Origin of the sequence: Sulfitobacter sediminis, from assembly GCF_040811725.1 — a bacterium.
GTDB classification, from domain to species: domain Bacteria; phylum Pseudomonadota; class Alphaproteobacteria; order Rhodobacterales; family Rhodobacteraceae; genus Sulfitobacter; species Sulfitobacter sediminis.
Genome location: NZ_JBFNXX010000004.1, coordinates 44235 through 61868, shown reverse-complemented (window position 1 = coordinate 61868; position 17634 = coordinate 44235). Strand labels below are relative to the sequence as shown.

The 17634-nt window shown below is 59.9% G+C and carries 12 protein-coding genes; 6 read left to right on the top strand and 6 right to left on the bottom strand.

All coding sequences use genetic code 11. The annotated features are described in order from the left end of the window. Nucleotides 1-104: 104 nt before the first annotated feature. The 3 genes from AB2B41_RS06465 to AB2B41_RS06455 form a co-directional block, all read right to left on the bottom strand. A complete protein-coding gene (locus AB2B41_RS06465; RefSeq protein WP_367876945.1) occupies nucleotides 105-473 on the bottom strand; it encodes a response regulator in 369 nt (122 codons plus the stop codon). A gap of 12 nt (nucleotides 474-485) precedes the next feature. Next, nucleotides 486-2123, bottom strand: a complete 1638-nt coding sequence (locus AB2B41_RS06460) for a PAS domain-containing sensor histidine kinase (protein WP_367876944.1) — start codon at nucleotides 2121-2123, stop codon at nucleotides 486-488. A 160-nt stretch (nucleotides 2124-2283) separates the two neighbouring features. Then, nucleotides 2284-5448 carry a CHASE domain-containing protein gene (locus AB2B41_RS06455; RefSeq protein ID WP_367876943.1) on the bottom strand — a complete coding sequence of 1055 codons (3165 nt, stop codon included), beginning with the start codon at nucleotides 5446-5448 and terminating at the stop codon, nucleotides 2284-2286. Nucleotides 5449-5927: 479 nt separating this feature from the next. Here AB2B41_RS06455 and AB2B41_RS06450 point away from each other — a divergent pair, with 479 nt between their 5' ends. After that, nucleotides 5928-9095: a bifunctional cytochrome P450/NADPH--P450 reductase gene (locus AB2B41_RS06450; RefSeq protein ID WP_367876942.1), complete on the top strand. Its 3168-nt coding sequence runs from the start codon at nucleotides 5928-5930 to the stop codon at nucleotides 9093-9095. Between the two features lie 72 nt (nucleotides 9096-9167). Beyond that, nucleotides 9168-10064 carry a DMT family transporter gene (locus AB2B41_RS06445; RefSeq protein ID WP_367876941.1) on the top strand — a complete coding sequence of 299 codons (897 nt, stop codon included), beginning with the start codon at nucleotides 9168-9170 and terminating at the stop codon, nucleotides 10062-10064. Between the two features lie 82 nt (nucleotides 10065-10146). Here the strand turns inward: AB2B41_RS06445 and AB2B41_RS06440 are convergent, their stop codons facing one another. After that, a complete protein-coding gene (locus tag AB2B41_RS06440; protein ID WP_367876940.1) occupies nucleotides 10147-10614 on the bottom strand; it encodes a phasin family protein in 468 nt (155 codons plus the stop codon). A gap of 275 nt (nucleotides 10615-10889) precedes the next feature. On the opposite strand from AB2B41_RS06440, the gene AB2B41_RS06435 reads away from it, so the two are divergent. Both AB2B41_RS06435 and AB2B41_RS06430 read left to right on the top strand, forming a co-directional pair. Then, nucleotides 10890-12221 carry a DUF445 domain-containing protein gene (locus AB2B41_RS06435; protein WP_367876939.1) on the top strand — a complete coding sequence of 444 codons (1332 nt, stop codon included), beginning with the start codon at nucleotides 10890-10892 and terminating at the stop codon, nucleotides 12219-12221. Nucleotides 12222-12275: 54 nt separating this feature from the next. After that, a complete protein-coding gene (locus tag AB2B41_RS06430) occupies nucleotides 12276-12704 on the top strand; it encodes a phasin family protein (RefSeq protein ID WP_367876938.1) in 429 nt (142 codons plus the stop codon). Nucleotides 12705-12771: 67 nt separating this feature from the next. On the opposite strand, the gene AB2B41_RS06425 is transcribed toward AB2B41_RS06430, so the two are convergent. Together AB2B41_RS06425 and AB2B41_RS06420 are read right to left on the bottom strand one after the other, a co-directional pair. After that, nucleotides 12772-13545: an esterase/lipase family protein gene (locus AB2B41_RS06425; protein ID WP_367876937.1), complete on the bottom strand. Its 774-nt coding sequence runs from the start codon at nucleotides 13543-13545 to the stop codon at nucleotides 12772-12774. 138 nt (nucleotides 13546-13683) lie between these two features. Next, nucleotides 13684-15102, bottom strand: a complete 1419-nt coding sequence (locus AB2B41_RS06420; protein ID WP_367876936.1) for a WS/DGAT/MGAT family O-acyltransferase — start codon at nucleotides 15100-15102, stop codon at nucleotides 13684-13686. Nucleotides 15103-15425: 323 nt separating this feature from the next. Here AB2B41_RS06420 and AB2B41_RS06415 point away from each other — a divergent pair, with 323 nt between their 5' ends. Together AB2B41_RS06415 and AB2B41_RS06410 are read left to right on the top strand one after the other, a co-directional pair. Further along, nucleotides 15426-15902 carry a MaoC family dehydratase gene (locus tag AB2B41_RS06415; protein WP_367876935.1) on the top strand — a complete coding sequence of 159 codons (477 nt, stop codon included), beginning with the start codon at nucleotides 15426-15428 and terminating at the stop codon, nucleotides 15900-15902. Between the two features lie 15 nt (nucleotides 15903-15917). Further along, entirely contained in the window at nucleotides 15918-17624 is a 1707-nt protein-coding gene (locus tag AB2B41_RS06410; protein WP_367876934.1) for an alpha/beta fold hydrolase, read from the top strand. Nucleotides 17625-17634 lie beyond the last annotated feature (10 nt).

Sequence of the window (17634 nt, the reverse complement as noted above, 5' to 3'; positions counted from 1 at the left end):
CCTGCCCCGGACCCCGTCCGGGGTTTCGTTTGGTCCGATTGTGACGAATTTAATCTCGAGCCGCAGGCGTGACCCATGCAGGGGCCATCCTGTCCTTTAGCCCGTCAGCCTCCGAGCACTGCCTTGATCTGATCTGCCAGCGACATCGGATCGAAGGGCTTGCTGATCACGTCTGCGGCACCGGCATCACGAAGCTCATCCAGTTCCGCAGCCTGCGCCCGAGCCGTCATGAAGATCGCCGGTACATCCGCCAGATGCGGCATCTTGCGCATCTCTTCCAACGTCTGCCGACCGGTCAGCCCCGGCATCATCATGTCCAGGAGAATGACATCCGGGGTGAAATCCTTGACCTGCGCCAGCGCATCCTCACCCGAGACACATTGCGTGACCTCGAACTCGCCCGACAGGCTCAATGACATTTCGGCGATTTCCCGGATATCGGCGTCGTCTTCGACGTGCAGCAATTTGATCATCGGTGCCCCCTGTTACGAGGCCACGCGCAAATCGTCCTCACGCTGTTCATCGCTACCCAACCTCGCCGTTTTCGGCAGGACGAAATAGAACGTCGTGCCCACCCCTTCTTTGGTTTTGAACCCTATCGTACCAGCGAGGCTTTCGACAATAGCCTTGCAAATGCTCAGGCCAAGTCCGGTGCCGCCCTTGACGGCGCGATCGGAGTTCTTGAGGTCCGCGAAGCGCTGGAAAATCTTGTGATGGTCCTCGAAGGGAATGCCCGCGCCCTGGTCTGTCACGGCGACGCGCACCTGTTCTCCCTGGTCCTCGACGCTGATCGAGACCCGCCCTCCGGGCTTGGAGAACTTGCAGGCATTCGAAATGAGGTTTGTCAGCACCTGTATGATCCTGTTGGGATCGGTGACGACATGGATGGGCGTCTCGGCTCCGGAAACGGATACGTCGATGGCGAAGCGCTGGTGCAGCATGTGATTTGCCGCGTTGGTCTCGAGCACCAGACCGGAAAGATCGACCCGGCGCTGTTCGAATTCCATGCGCCCGGTGCTGATTTTTTCGAGATCGAGAATGTCGTTGATGATCAGGACGAGGCGATCTGCATTGCGGTGCGCGATTTCCAGGAGGCTGAGCGCGCGATCGGGCAACTCGCCCGCGGCCTTTGACAGGAGCAGCCCCATGGAGCCCTTGATCGAGGTCAGCGGCGACCGCAGTTCGTGACTGACCATGGAGATGAAATCGGACTTCTGGCGCTCCTCCAGCAGCCGCTCTGACATGTCGTTGAGCAGGATCAGGAAGCGGTCGGCGTGATTGCCGACGCGCAGGAACTTGATGGTGACGTAGAAGGGCGTGCCGTCAAGCTCCGTCTCGACGCAGCCGATGCTTTCGTCGCTCTCCCGCAGACTTTCGCAGGCGTCCAGGATGGCTTGCGCGTGCTCGAGATGGCGGATGTCCTCGATCCCCTTCCCAGAGATATCGAGGTCCGACCAGCCCGCACGGCGCAGCGCGGTCTTGTTCATGTACGTGAAGCGGAAAGTATTTGCGTCCAGTATCCAGATATCGTCGCGCAGCTCGTCCAGCGCCTCGACCGTTTCATGCTCGGCCATCAGCTTGTTCATGCGCGTGATATCCGTCCGCGCCGAGATGGAGCCGACCCAGCCCCCCTTCTCGTCGAACAGCGGAATAACCGTCGTGTGGGTGACGATGATGCGTCCGTCCGCGCGGCGCAGCGGTGTCTCGCCCTGCCAGGTCTCGCCGCGCACGAGGTGATTGCGGATCTGATTGGCCAGCATGTGTCCATCGTTATCGGAATAGAGCATTTTGACCGGCTTGCCGATCAGCTCTTCGCGGGCGTAACCCGTGATCTCGACCATCTGGTCGTTGACCTCGGTCAGCAGGTTATTGGAATCGACCACGTTGACCATGACGTGCCGATCGAGCGCGATCAGCCGTTGCGACAACGAAAGGTTCTCGGACGAAATGGATTTGACGGTTGCTTTCTTGGACAGCAGGAGCGGGGTGATACTGGCCAGCGCGATGGCGCCTGCCGCCGGTACAATCTGGGCTGCCGTGCCCGACAGAAGCGCCTGTGCCGACAGGTACCAACCTCCGGACAGGAGCCCGCCCGCGATGACGGCAGCGCCTTGTGTTTTCATGTCTGCCAGTCGCATGACGTACCGAACTTCCACAGTCAAACAGTCCTCGCGGATTGTGTAGATTTCAGCGACAATCCACGCACTTCTGGACTATTTGATGCAGGAGCAAGGTGTCGATATTAAGGCATCAAATGTGATTTTCGAAATGTCGTCGGCATGTTTATGACGCACGCGCGACATCACCACAGACATACCTGGCAAGAGTGTCAAGATCGGTCCGCGACTTTTCCAGATCCGCGTAAAGTCGGCGGTCATTGCGCGCACTTGGGTCGGCGGAAAGGCCCACCACCCGGATATCGTCCTGGCTCTTATGGATTTCATCCAGCAACCCAAGAACGTCGCCCTCCGCATGGGAGCAATCGACAATCAGCACTTCGTAGCTGTTCTTCTCGAGCGCGGCCCGCGCGCGTGGAACGCTTCGGACATGGGTGATATCGGCAATCGGCCCGAGACCCGAGCGCAGGATTTCGGCAAAATCCTCGTCATCCTCAAGATGCAGTACGCGCAGTTTCTCATCCTGATCAGACCGACTCGGCACCGCTGTCGCTACCGGAAGCGTCTGATCAGCGGGCGTCAGGGCGATCGGGTAGGTGAACCAGAACACCGTGACCTTGTTGGGGATACTCTCGAAACCAATCTCTCCGCCGTGGCGGCGAACGATCTGCCGCGTGATGTTAAGCCCCAGACCTGTTCCGCCCCGGGCGCGGGTATCGGACGCATCGGCCTGCGAAAAGGCGCCGAACATCTTCGGCTTGAAATTCTCAGGCACGCCCGGGCCGGTGTTCTGCACATAGACGATCGCCCTGCCATCAAGCATCTCGGCCTTGACGACGACGGCGCTGTCTTCGTCGGAATACTTGCAGGCGTTTGAGATCAGGTTGAAGAGCACCTGCTTGGTACGGCCAAGATCGCCGTTGACCCAGAGCGGCGTGTCGGGGACGTCGACGGTCAACGTGTTCTTGTGGGTGATGGCGAAGGGGGTCATCTCCTTGGCCGATTGCACGATCAGCATGTTCAGGTCGAGCGGTGCGAAATCGAAGTTCACCTCGCCGGACGAGATTTTCTCGAGGTCAAGGATGTCATTGACAATGGCGGTAAGGCGGTCGGTGTTGGAGCGCGCGATCTCGATCAGGCGGTGGTTCGCGGCACTGAGATCGTTCTTCTCCGACGCCAGGATCAAGCCCAGCGCCCCCTTGATCGAGGTCAGCGGCGTGCGGAGTTCGTGGCTGACAGTCGCGACGAATTCGTTCTTCGTCTGTTCGAGTTTCTTTTGGTCGGTGATGTCATTGACCTGGGCGATGAAGACGTTGTTGCCAAGGTTCTTGTCATAGGTCCAGGAAATGTTCAGCAGGCCCCAGAGTTCTTCTCCGCGGGCGTTCCGCAAGCGATGCTCGGCGGTGTAGATCCCGCCCAGTTCGCCGTTCATGAGGCCCATCACCCCCTGGTAGATCTTCTTTAACTCTTCACTTGGCAAGATGTCGGATATGCTGACATCTCTCAGCATTGCTTCCTCTTCCCGGCCAACAAGATTGCAGAACGCCTGGTTGACGCCGGTAAAGCGGCCTTCATCGTCCATTAGGGCCATCCCGATGGGCGCCGCGGCAAGCACTTGGCGGAACCGCTGCTCGCTCACTTCAAGGGCGTTGCGAGAATGGCGCAGTTCGGTGACATCGGTCTGGGTGCCGATCATGCGCAACGCCTTGCCGCGCGCATCCCGTTCGACGATCACGGCATCGGAGCGCATCCAGCGCCACTCGTCATTCGGAAAGGCCATACGGAATTCCGATATGGACCGGGGGGTTCTGCCCTCGATGCAACCGGCATCAGCAGCTTGGAGGATCGGAAGGTCATCAGGATGAATGCGGCTCAGGAATTCCTGCTGCGTATCAAGATCGACGCCGCGCGGAACGCCCATGAGATCGCGCCAGCTGTCCGATACATCTGACTTGCCCGTCTCGAGGTCGATATCGAATACGCCGATGCGCGCACCTTGAAGTGCCAGATCGTAGGAGGTCTTGGTCTTGCGGATTTCGGCCTGTGCGGCGTGTTCGGCCGTCAGGTCGCGGACGATCGCCGTGGTGCGCCCAACGCCTTCGGAAGTGCTCCAGCTGTTGCGCTGAACATCGAGCACAAGCCCCGAGCCCGCCTTGGTCACCCCGACCGCGTTGTGATGCTCACCAGACCCTTCGATGTCCGTGACAATGTCCTGGAACCTGAGCGCCGTTATCTCGGCGCCGTCGTAGCCGAAACAGTTTTGCGCGGCCTGGTTGGCAAAGAGTATTCTGTCCTTCGCATCCAGGATCAGGACCGCCGTCACCGCGTTCTCAATGACAGACCCGTTCTCGCGCTCGCGGGCGGAAATTTCTCGGGTCCGCATCGCGGCCAGTTCACTGAGCGCCTCGCTACGGATACGCATATTGCGCATCGTGAACACCAGCATCACCGTCAGCAGGAGCCCCGCGATGGCAATCGTAAAGGGAATGGCGCTGCTGACCGCGCTGTCGAACTCCGGCGTACTGACAAAGAGCACGGTCCACGTGCGACCGAAGCTGTCGAATTCGTACCGGGTGCTGTAATCCCCCGAAAACACGTCCTCGCCACCCGACGCGTAGATAATAGCATCCCGGTCTGTCGTGATGCCGTCGAAAACCGCGAAATGAAAGCTGTTGCCCTCGGCGTCGCTCAGATTGCTGAGCAGGTTGGTGCCCACGAAGGGAGCATAGACCCAGCCGCGAAACCCGGATGCGCCGGCTGGACGCGCCTGCGCCAGGCTTTCTTCCCAGTAGAGGGGCCGCAGGAGCAGGAAACCCGGTTTCTTGGTCGCATCCTGAACCAGAAGGATACGTGGGGTCAGGCGCGGCTCGCCCGTGGCCCGGGACTCGTTTGCAGCGTTCCGTCGGCCACCTTCGAAGGTGATATCGAGGCCGAGAGCTTCCTTGTTGGGCCCAAGCGGCGAAATCCGGACGATGACGAAACGCTCGTCTCCCATCGTGTCGGGATGAATCTCGAGCCCTGGTGTGCCCATCGCGGCCATCCGGGCCTTGAGCGCGTCTTCATCGCCCGACCTGATCGGCTCTATGAAACCGATGCCGTTGATACCGGGCAGGAACTCGGCGATTTCGAGCGTATCGACGTAGTTGTCGAAATCGGTGGCGCTCACGTGGTCGGAGGCACTGAGAAAGGCTGCAGCACCATTGAGGCTTTGCAGGTAGGTCCGCATCCGATTCTTCAGGGCATCGAATGTACCGACCGTGGCACGCTCGAATTCTCCGGAGGCAAGGGCTTGGTTATAGTTGACGCTGCTCGTGCAGAGGATCGCTGTCACCAGAAGACAGATCACAATGAGCAGTATTTCAAGCCTGCGCAATTTGTGCTCGCCCTTTCAGTACACCCCCAAGTCCGGTGGCGCCGCTACCCTCGAAAGCCGGCTATTCCGCCCGCATTATTTTTCTATATTTCTATCAAGGGTTGGTAAGGGCTTATTGTCAATGTTGCAACCCGAAGCCACCCCGACGCAGCGGAATTGTTGCACCTTTGCCAAGACCTGTGCTTCTGCTGGACTGCGGATCGGAAGCGGCTCCCCTCGCAGGCGAACGGAACCTTTCCGATGCGCGTAGACCTTGTTGAAACCTTCCGCTAGCATCAGATTTCACAAGGGGAGGAGCATATCTGCCAAGCGCACGTGCCAGAATAGGTGCGGCCGCGGTACGCCCATTCCCGAAAGAATGACAATAACTGTGCCAGACGGGCCCGCAGTGAAAGGAATTGAGTTTGACCGACGCGCAAAAACTTGAACGGATTCCAATGCCGGACAAAGCTCCGTTGCTGGGCAATGTCCTTTCTGTCGACAAGGACCAGCCGCTGCAGAGCCTGATGGATCTGACGCGCAAGCTGGGCCCCATCATGCGGATGGACATGATGGGCACGCCGCTGGTGGTGGTGTCGGGACATGACCTTGTGGATGAGCTTTGTGACGAGAGCCGCTTTGACAAGGCGGTGCGCGGGTCCCTGCGCCGGGTCCGCGCGATCGGGGGCGATGGCCTGTTCACAGGTGACACGCAGGAGCCAAACTGGTCAAAAGCGCATAACATCCTGCTGCCCACCTTCTCGCGCCAGGCGATGTCGAACTACATGCCGATGATGCTGGATGTTGCGGGCCAGCTTTGCATGAAGTGGGAGCGCCTGAACGCCGATGACGAGATCGACGTTGTGCATGATATGACGGCGGTCGCGCTCGATACCATCGGCATCTGCGGCTTCAACTACCGTTTCAATTCCTTCTACCGCGAGGATTACCACCCCTTCATCAACGCGCTCACCCGCACGCTTGAGACCTGCATGATGCAGCGCGGCCTGCCGTTCGAGCAGACTTTGCTCAAGCGGCGCATCGACCAGATGGAAAAAGACGTCGCCTACATGAACAACCTCGTCGATGATATCATCGCCGAGCGGCGCAAGACCGGCGGGTCGGGTGAGAACGACCTGCTGAATTACATGCTGGAAGGCGTGGACAAGGTCACGGGCGAGAAGCTGTCGGATGAGAATATTCGCTATCAGATCAACACCTTCCTGATTGCGGGGCATGAGACGACCTCGGGGTTGATGTCGTTTACGCTTTACTATCTGCTCAATCATCCCGATGTGCTGGCCAAGGCCTACGAGGAGGTTGACCGGGTGCTGGGGCGCGATATCTCGGTCATGCCGACGCTGAAGCAGGTGAACCAGTTGCAGTACGTGAGCCAGATCCTGCTGGAGAGCTTGCGGCTTTGGCCCACTGCACCGGCGTTTTCGCTCTACCCTTACAAGGACGAGGTGATCGGCGGGAAGTACAAGCTGAAGGAGCGGACGTTTACCACGGTGCTGACGCTCATGCTGCACCGGGACAAGTCCGTCTGGGGCGAGAAGGCGGAAGAGTTCAACCCTGACAACTTCTCGAAGGAGGCGGTCGCGGCGCGACCCGTGAACGCCTACAAGCCCTTCGGCAACGGCCAGCGCGCCTGTATCGGCCGGCAGTTTGCCATGCAGGAAGCGGTGCTGGTGATGGGCATGATCCTGCAGCGGTTCGAGTTGATCGACCACACCGATTACAAGCTGAAGATCAAGGAATCGATGTCGATCAAGCCTGACGGCTTCAAGATGAAGGTGCGGTTGCGCAAGGATATCCAGCGTTCGACGCTGGTGCCCGGCGCCGTGCCCGAGGGCGAAAGCCATGCGGGCGGTCTCTCGGACAGCGCCAAGCGGCCCAACCACGGCACGCCCGCGCTCATTCTTTACGGCTCGAACTTGGGGACGACCGAGGATTATGCGCGCGATCTGGCGCGGTCTGCGGATATGGCGGGCTTTGATGTGACGCTGGCGCCGCTTGATGAGTATACCGACAAGCTGCCGAAGAATGGCGCAGTGATCATTGCCACGGCGTCCTACAACGGCACACCGCCGGATAATGCGCAGAAATTCGTGCAGTGGCTGGAAAACGCGCCCGATGGTGCGGCAGAGGGTGTGAATTTCGCTGTGTTCGGCTGCGGGCATTCCGACTGGGCCGCGACCTTTCAGGCGACACCGCGCACGATTGACGAGCGGCTGGAGATGCTGGGCGGTAAGCGGATCGCGGCGCGTGCAGAAGGCGATGCGCGCGACGATATTGACGAACAGTTCGAGGCCTGGGCCGGTGGGCTTTGGCCGCAGGTGGCGGATGCGCTGGGGCTTGAGATCGATCTGAGCGACACGGGGGCTTCGGAGCCGCTCTATCAGGTAGAGGTGTTGTCGGGGGCGGATGCCAATCCGGTGGCGGCTGCGGCTGGCGCCAAGCCGGTGACGATCCGCGAAAACCGCGAGTTGCAGAATTTCGAGGCCTCGCACCGGTCGACCCGCCATATCGAGGTCGATCTGGCACCGGGCATGACCTACCGCACGGGGGATCACCTGAGCGTTGTGCCACGTAACTCGGATGCCTTGGTGGCCCGTGTGCTGCGCCGCTTTGGCTATGGGGCGGATACGCAGGTGCGGCTGCACACGACATCGGAGGAGCACAGCCAGCTGCCCACCGGCCACGCGGTGAGCGTGGCCAAGCTGCTGACCGATACGGTGGAGTTGCAGCAGCCCGCGTCACGCAAGGACGTGGCGACGCTGGCGCGCTATACCGAGTGCCCGAAATCAAAGCCTGCTTTGGAAGCGCTGGCCGAGGACGGTTACAAGGCGGAGGTGCAGGCCAAGAGGGTGAGCGTCCTGGACCTGCTGAAGAAGTTCCCCGCCTGCGAGGTGCCTTTCGGTGTCTTCCTTGAGCTGATGCCGCTGATGAACCCGCGCTATTACTCGATTTCTTCTTCGGCCGTGCAGAGCCCCGAGCGCTGCTCGATCACCGTTGGCGTGGTGGATGAGGCCGCGATTTCGGGCAATGGGCAGTTCAAGGGGGTTTGTTCGAATTACCTCAAGGACAACCCGGCGGGCACGACCATTCAGGCCAGCCTGCGCGGCACATCAGACGGCTTCCGCCTGCCGGAGGATGCCAGCGTTCCGGTGATCATGGTCGGCCCCGGCACGGGCATCGCGCCTTTCCGCGGCTTCCTGCAGGAGCGGGCGGCGCTGAAGGCAGATGGCAAGGACCTGGGCGAGGCGATGCTGTTCTTTGGCTGCCGTCATCCGGATCAGGATTACATCTATCGCGACGAGTTGGAGGGCTTTGCCAAGGACGGGCTATGCGATCTGAAGGTCGCCTTCTCGCGGCAGGAAAAGTCCAAGGTCTATGTACAGGATTTGATCCGGGCCGAGCGGGACCGCGTCTGGGAGTTAATCCAGAAGGGTGCAAAAATCTTCGTCTGTGGCGATGGCAGCCGGATGGAGCCTGACGTGCGCCGGGCGCTGAGCCTGATCTATTCGGAAGAAATGGACGTGGGTGCCGAGGCGGCGGATGCCTGGATGGACCAGATGATGACCGACAACCGGTATGTGCTGGACGTCTGGGTGTCGACCTAAGACCAAGGCATCGCTTGTCATTGGCGGTGGCGGGCCATACTGCTGAAGGTCTGAAACAACGACCCGGCGCAGATGACCCCCACCTCCCCTTCCCTTTTCACGGGCTATGCCGCTGCGTGGATCATCGTGTTCGTCTGGTCTGGCTGGCTGATCGTGAGCCGGGTGGCCGAGAACAGCGGGCTCACGATTTATGACCTTGCCGCGCTGCGCTATGGCTTGGCCGCTTTGGTGGGGGTGCCGCTGTGCTATTTCTATAGGGATTGGCAGAAGCTGAGCCTGAAGCAGATCGCGGGGCTGTCCTTTATCCTGGGGCCGATTTACATCCTTTGCGTTTTCGCGGGCTTTCTTTTTGCGCCTGCGGCCCATGGCGGCATCTTTATGAATGGGGTGCTGCCGCTGGTCGGTATCGTCATCGGATTTGCCCTGTTCGGCAACCGGCCAAGCCAGCGCCAGACTTGGGGAGGCGTTCTGATCTTCGTCTCAGCACTGGCTTTGGGATTGGACCGAAGTGGCGCGGGGACCGAAAACGCATGGGTCGGCGACCTGCTGTTCATGGTGGGCGCGGTCTTCTTTTCGTTCTACGTCGTGCTCTCGGAGCGCTGGCAGATCAATGCGATCCAGATCATCTTTTGCGGGACGGTGGTGAATGCGGTGATCTACCTGCCAATCTGGGCGCTGTTTCTGCCCTCTGGTCTGGCGGAGGCACCGGCGGGGCCGCTTCTTTTGCAGGCCATTTATCAGGGTTTCGTGCCCAACCTGATGGGCCTTCTGTTCATCGCCCACGCCTCGAGACGGATTGGCACCGTAAGCACATCTTCGATTCTGGCGGCAGTGCCCGGGATGGGCGGGCTGCTGGGGTGGATGATCCTTGGCGAGGCTTTGAGTGGTGTCAGCCTTGTCGCGCTTGGGATGCTGACTGTTGGCCTTTTGATCGCGGTACGCAGCCGCAGGCCGAAACCATGGGTGTGATCAAAAAAGAAGAAAACCCGCGGGGAGGACGCGGGCTTTCTCTTTATGGGCTCTTCACCCCGACGGGGGAGGAAGGGAAAGCTTAGGCAGCTTTCTTGTCGGAGGAGGGCCACATCTTGGCGTAACCTTCGCGGACCGAGGTCATGTTCTCGGAGGCGACGTCACGGACGTAGTCATAGGCTGCGCGCACGTGCTCCATGTTCTGGGCGGTGTGCTCGCGGACGTACTCGGACTGGATCTTGGCTGCTTCGTTCAGCGACTTTGCTTCGGCCAGTTTCTCAACGGCGGCCAGCGTGTGGTTCACGTTGGCGAAAGCTGCTTCGGCGATGCCACCCAGGATGTTTGCGTAGCCGGTTGCGGCGCGCTTGAGGGTGTTTTCCAGCTGCGAGTTGTAATTCTTCGTCGTGTTGTAGACGCTCTCGGCACGCTCTTGCGCGGTCTCGGCGGAGCGCTTGACGAATTCACGTGCACCTTCGGTGACTTTGCTGGTCACTTCGTTGGTGGTTTCTTTTGCAACTTTGGTTGCTTTGGTTTCGGTCTTCGCGGTCATTTGTTCATCCATTCTTTTCTAAGCCATGTCTGGGTCCCGATTGCTCATCAACCCGGGATGACCTGTATATAGGACAGCCAATGCTGCACTGCAACATTTTCCGGAAGTGACGTGGCGTCGCGAAACGTCAACTTCATATTTTTTATTCATTATCAGTAATTTATGTCATTTTCTCCTTTTTTTCGAAGAGGCACCCACTAACGATTCCGCCATGCTGCAATGCGGCATAATGCACTGATTTGACGACGGACTCCCTCCCGATGCTGCGGGGCAGCATGTTGATTGCGCCCGTGGTGATGCTAGGTGTAGAAGCACTTGGGCAGGAAAAGGCGAGGAGGCGGATGCGCGATCTTGAAGCACAGGAAATCGTCAGGCTGGCGGCGCTGAAGCGGATCAAGATGCTGGCGACGCTGGTCTTGCTGGCCTGCTTCCTGGTGCTGGTGCTGACAAAGGTGCTGGAGGCGCAGTTTCCCTCTCTGGCCATTGTCGCGGCCTTTGCCGAGGCCGCCACCATCGGTGGGATCGCTGACTGGTACGCGGTGGTCGCTATTTTCAAACGGCCTTTGAACCTGCCCTTCCCGCACACCGCGATCATTCCGAACAACCAGCACCGGATCGCGGACAATCTTGGCGGGTTTATCGAGAACAACTTCCTTGCGCGTGAACCGGTACAGGCGAAGCTGCGCGAGATCGATTTTGCCGGCGAGATGTCGCACTGGCTGTCTTCTCCGCAGCGGGCGCAATCGCTGGCCCGGTTCATCGTGCGCCTGATCCCGCAGCTTCTGTCTTCGATCGACGAAAGGGGGCTGGTGCGCTTTGCTTCCGAGCGGGTCTCCGGTCAGTTGGCCAATACCGATATCGCGCCGCTGGTGGGTGATGTGATGACGTCGTTCACCAAAGAAGGGCGGCATCAGAAGCTGCTGGACGAGGTGATTACCGCGATGCATCGGTTCCTGAACAATCAGGACACGCTCGACGTGATCCGGGAGAAGGTTCAAAACGAATTGCCGCTGTTGTTCAACCTTTTCCAGGGGGACCGGCTGGTGCTGAACCGGCTGGTGCATGCGGCGACAGAGCTGCTGGACGAGATCAAGGACGATAAGGATCATCCGCTGCGGACGGAGTTCGAAACCTTCCTCAAGGATTACATCCGCCGGACCAAGCGCACCAAGACCTTTGCCAAAAGAGTTGAAACGCTGAAACAGCAATTGCTGGCGCGAAAGGAGCTGGCGCAGGCAGCAGAAAGCATCTGGGAGAACCTCCGGCGCTATGTGCTGGAGGACGTTGAGAAAGAGGATTCGGTGCTGCTGGCACGCATGACGGACCTTTTTGTCGACATCGGCACCACATTGGAAAGCGAACCTGACCTGCGCCGGGACATCAACGAGGGCATGGTGACGGTGCTGTCCAACCTTGTCGAGGAACAGCGGGGCAACATTTCCCTTTACGTCGCGGAGCAGGTGAAGAGCTGGGATATCAAGCAGCTTCTTACGCTGATCGAGGTGAACGTGGGTCGCGACCTGCAATACATCCGGTTCAACGGGATGATCATCGGCGGGTTTGTTGGGGTCGTGCTCTACCTTGTGGAACATCTGCTGTTGCCGTGACCCGGCTTGCTCCCTAAGCTTGTCCAAACTTCAACCGATGCGGCGGAGGCCCTCATGGCAGACAAGAAAAGCAGTAACCCTTTCATGGACATGTTCGAAAGCTTCGGCTCGAACCTCAATATCCCCAGCCCGGACCTCAGCAAGCTGATGGACGAGCACCGCAAGAACCTCGAGGCGCTGCAGGCGGCGGCGCACGTGGGCTCGCAAACTTCGCAGGAGCTGATGGCCAAGCAGCGCGCGGCGCTGGAGACGGCTTTGGCTGACATCGCGGACGCGGTGCAGGAGGCACAGGCGAGCGGGGCCGATCCGCAGGCCATGATGACGTCGCAGATGGAGATGGCGAAGCGATCCTTCGACACGACGGTCAAGAATGCGACCGAGATGTCGCAGCTGGTTCAGCAGGGCAGCACGGATGCCTTCGAGATCATGAAGAACCGGGTGATGGAGAGCATTTCGGAGATCACGGGCAACAAGAAGGGCTGAGACACGCCTTTTGAAACGCCAAAGGCCGGGCATCGTGCCCGGCCTTTCTGTTTGAGCGGGGAAGTTCCTAGAGCGCGTAAGTCGGCTTACCGTAGACGGCGGCCCGGATCCCGTTGCGATGGAATTTTGTCCATTTCCCTTCGGGCTGCGCAAGGCGATCGGCGATAGCATAGACAGCGGCCGGGTGGTGGCCGAGGCCGCAGTGGCTTGCCTTCACCTCGATATTCTCGGTGATCTCGCTTTCCGCTTCGATGCAATTCTGCCAGGCGCAGATGCCGTCGGTCTTCGAGTAGATTGCCGTCGTCGGCACCGGCGGCGGCAGATGGATCGCCCCGCCCATGTGCTTGTGGCCGTCATCCACGCTTTGGCCACTGGCCATCTGGTAGACGCGCCAGGCGTTGGTGGCGCGGGGATCGCCCCGGAAGGGGCTGCCCATGGAGATGACCTGTCGGACATGGTCGGGCATCATCTTGGCCAGCTGGCGGGCATAGATGCCGCCAAGGCTCCAGCCCACAAGGCTCACCTTTTGCTCGTATTTCTCGTGCAGTTCCTCAACACGGGCGATCAGGCCGTCCTCGATTCCGGGTAGCGGGCCGAAGTTCAATCCCAGCTCCCAGCCGTAGGCACGGAACCCCTTAGAACGCAAAAACCGCCGCAGGGCGACGGTCGAACGATCGGAAGTTGTGAGGCCGGGCAGAACCAGGACGGGCTGTCCTTCTCCCCGGGGGGCCAGAGCGGTCAGCGTTGGAAGGGATGCGGCGAAGCCGAATAACTCCGGTATCGCGCGGCCCTCAAGCATCAGTAGCAATCGGCTGGGCGGCGCTGCGGCGGATTGGGCCATATCTCTGCTCCTCAAACGCGCAAGAAAATTGCGCTTTCAGAGCATAAGATAAGCATTATATTTCCATGTCAACGCTTGCCTTGCGTCAACCTCTTGACAATAGGGGATTTTTCTGCACTGCAGCGCGATCTGAAAGCGCTATTCCGCGGCCGCCTGGGCCTTTTCCACCGCCGCGCGCAGTTCCTCGAAGGAGTCGATCATCATACCGGCCAGTTCGTCCACGTCGGGGACCGCCTTGTAATCGCAGGTGATGCCGAAATCGAGGTGGTCGAGGTAACTTTGCACGGTCACGTTCAACGCAACGCCGTGGGTGGCGATGGACACAGGGTAGAGCGCCGTCACCTTTGCGCCTGCACAATAGAGCGGGAACGGGGGGCCGGCATTATTGGAGATGCACATGTTGACGACCTGTGGGACGACGTCCGCCAGCTTGGTCGATCCATAAAGCTGCATCAGCCCAGGGAGCAGCGTAGGCGCACCGATGATGGTGAAATCCGACGGCGCGCCGTCCTTGACGCCCGCCGCCATGGTCTTGGAGGCACCGGATTCCTGCTTGATCTTGTCGAGCCGCTTGAGCGGGTCGCCGTAGTTCGTGGCCAGCGGCACGTTCATGCCGAAAACCTGGTTGTTGATGTCCGTATTGCCGACCTCGCGCATGGAGATCGGCACGAAGGCGACAAGCGCGGCATCCGGCAATTGCTGCTTGCGCATCAGGTACTTGCGCACAGCACCGCTGGTGATGGCCATGACCACGTCGTTCAGCTTGGCCCCGCGCGCCTTGGCGATCATCTTGACATCGGGGAGCGAGATCGACCGCGCGGCATAGCTGCGCTTGGCCTCGACGGTGACGTTGAAGGGGGTACGGGGCGCGAATATCTGCGGGATGCCCACTTTGCCCGAGAGCACGGGCGCGATCATGTCCGTGAGCTGGCTCATCATCTTGGGCAGGCTTTCCATGAAGGTCAGCTGCTGACGGAGCAGGTTGGACACGATGTCGTTCGCCGTCAGGATCGCGCGCTCGGGGGCGGAGGGCACGCGCACGGGTTCCTTCGGCTCGGCCGGTTTCACCTTGCGCGGGGTTTCCGAGAGATCGTAGAGCGCCTGAGTGATCACCATGCCCGCGCCGCCGTCGACGGCGGCATGATGCACCTTGGAATAAAGCGCGGCCTGATTGTTCTCGAGCCCCTCGATGATCGTGAACTGCCACAGCGGTTTCGAGCGGTCGAGCCGTTCCGAATGCAGTTCGGCGACCTTGTCTTCCAGTTGTTTGCGGTTGCCGGGCTTGGGCAATTTGGCCGACTGGATGTGATACTCGAAATCAAGCTCGCCGGCATCGACCCAGCCGGGGTGATCGAGTTCGAAGGCGGCCTTGGCCAGTTTCATGCCGAAGATCGGGACAAGGTGGACACGGCCCTTGAAGAACTCGGTGAAATGCTTGTGGAACGACCCCTTGAAGCCCTTCGGCAGATCGTAAAGCGTGAGCCCCGCGACATGCATGGGGGTCTGCTCCGTCTCGAGGTAGAGAAACGTCGCGTCGATACCGCTGAGCTGCTTCATGACATATCCTTATACGGGAACTTACGTTACGTGGGCACTTGATCAGATATGCAAGTCCTATACCTTTGGTCAAGCTTGCGCGAAACGCGCGGCCTTCGCTCCAAGATCGCCCGAAGAGCGCTCGGGGCGTGAAACGGGAGGACTCGCATGCGATGGTCGTGGTCGGAATTCATCCGCCCCTTACCGCTGAAGCGGCCCATACGGTCAAGTATGACGCAGCGTTCCCGCAGATCCCCAATTGTATTGCCACGCGCGCCGTTGCAGAGGAACTGCGCCCTCAGGGCGCGGCCGCCGCGGCCGCCAGTCAGAACCAGGAGACACGCATGAGCGACATCACATTTGCCAATATGGGCGACAAGACCGGCGAGATGCTGGGCAGTTCTTCCTGGGTCGAGGTGACACAGGACATGGTGAACGAGTTTGCCCATTGCACCAGCGACAACCAGTGGATTCACGTCGACGTCGAACGCGCGAAAAAGGAAAGCCCCTTTGGCGGCCCGGTGGCGCACGGCTACCTGACGCTGTCGCTGGTGGCCTCGATGTCGATGGAAATCGGGGCGGTGCCCGCTGGCACGGCGGCGGCTTTGAACTATGGTCTGGACAAGGTGCGGTTTCTGGCACCCGTGCCGGTGGGCGCGAAGGTGCGGCTGCATGCCAAGCTGGTGTCGTTCGAGCGCAAGGATAACGGCCAGTACCTGATGAAGGCCGAGAACACGATGGAAATGGAAGGCGCCGACAAGCCCGTGCTGCTGGCCGAGACCCTGGCCATACTGGTACCGGGGCCCGGCGCCAAAACCTGATTTGAGAGGTTTGCTATGACTGACGAAAAGAAGATGTCGAAGAACCACAAGGACATCGCCCAGAACGCGGCAGAGAACACGCTGGCGCTGAACCCCCTGGTGACGTTGCGCGCCGAGGACATGTTCAGCGCGGGTACCAACATGATGCGCGCCATGGCGGCCCAGCCACAGGCGATCATGGAGCAATGGATGAGCTTTGCAAAGGACACGCAAAGCATTCTGACGCAGCAGTCCAACATTGCACCTGATCCCAAGGACCGCCGCTTCGCCGATACGGGCTGGGCGAACAATCCCTTTTCCAAGGGAATGATGCAGGCCTACCTTAGCTGGGCGGACAAGGTGAACAAGACCGTTGAGGAACTGGACCTGCCCGACAAGGATGCCGCGCGTGCACGGTTGGTCACCTCAATTTTCGTGGATGCCATGGCGCCCTCGAACAACTTCTTCATCAACCCCACCGCGATGAAAACCTTCTTTGAGACTGGCGGGAAGAGCGCTGTGAGTGGTGTGCAGAACCTGATCAAGGATTTGGTCGAGAACGAAGGCCTGCCGTCGTCGGTCGATACGTCGAAGTTCGAGGTGGGCAAGAACATCGCCACGACCCCCGGCGACGTGGTCTTTCGCAACGAGGTGCTGGAGCTGATCACCTACAAGCCGACGACCGACAAGGTCTATCGCCGACCGCTTTTTGTCGTGCCGCCGCAGATCAACAAGTACTACTCGATCGACATGAGCCCCGGCAAAAGCATGATCGAGTTCCTGCTGGCCAACGGCATTCAGCCTTATTGCATTTCCTGGCGCAATCCGACGGCAGAGCACCGCGACTGGGGCATGGCCAAGTATATCGAAGCGCTGGACGAGGCCTGCGACGCGACGCTGGAAATCTCGGGCGCGGATAGTGTGAACATCATGGGCTCCTGCTCGGGCGGGATTACGCTGTCGACCTACGCGGGGTGGCTCGCCAAGAACGGCAAGGCGGACAAGATCAACCAGGTGATCCTGGCGGTTTGCGTGCTGGATACCATGGCGTCCACGGACAACGATATGGCGGCGCTTGTCACGCCCGAGACGGTAAAGGCGGCGAAGCTGGCCAGCCAGTCGCGCGGTGTGCTTGACGGGCAGGACATGGCCAAGATGTTCGCCTGGATGCGGCCCAACGATCTGATCTGGAACTACTGGGTCAATAACTACCTGCTGGGCAACGCCCCGCCTGCCTTTGACGTGCTTTACTGGAACGCCGACACCACGCGTCTGCCTGCCGGACTGCACGGCGATTTCCTCGACATGATCTTTACAAACCCGTTCCTTGCGGACGGTCCGTCGAACATCGGGGACGTTGAGATCGACATGACCAAGGTGAACTATCCCACCTACGTCATCGCGGGGACGACCGACCATATCACGCCGTGGAAGGCGGTTTACGAGACCGCACGTCTTTACGGCAAGGACGCGACCTTCATCCTGTCGAACTCCGGCCATTTGCAGAGCCTACTGAACCCTCCGGGCAACCCGAAGGCGTGGTTCATGAAGGCGACCGCCTCGGCCAAGGACCCGGATGCCTGGGCGGAAAAGGCCGAGAAGCATGAAGGCAGCTGGTGGCTTGACTGGGCGGATATGCTCAAGGCGCAGTCGGGCAATGAGATCAAGGCGCCCAAGACGCCGGGTTCCAAGAAGCACCCCTCGCTGGGGGCTGCGCCGGGGACTTACGTCTTTGAAGAATAAGCAACAACCA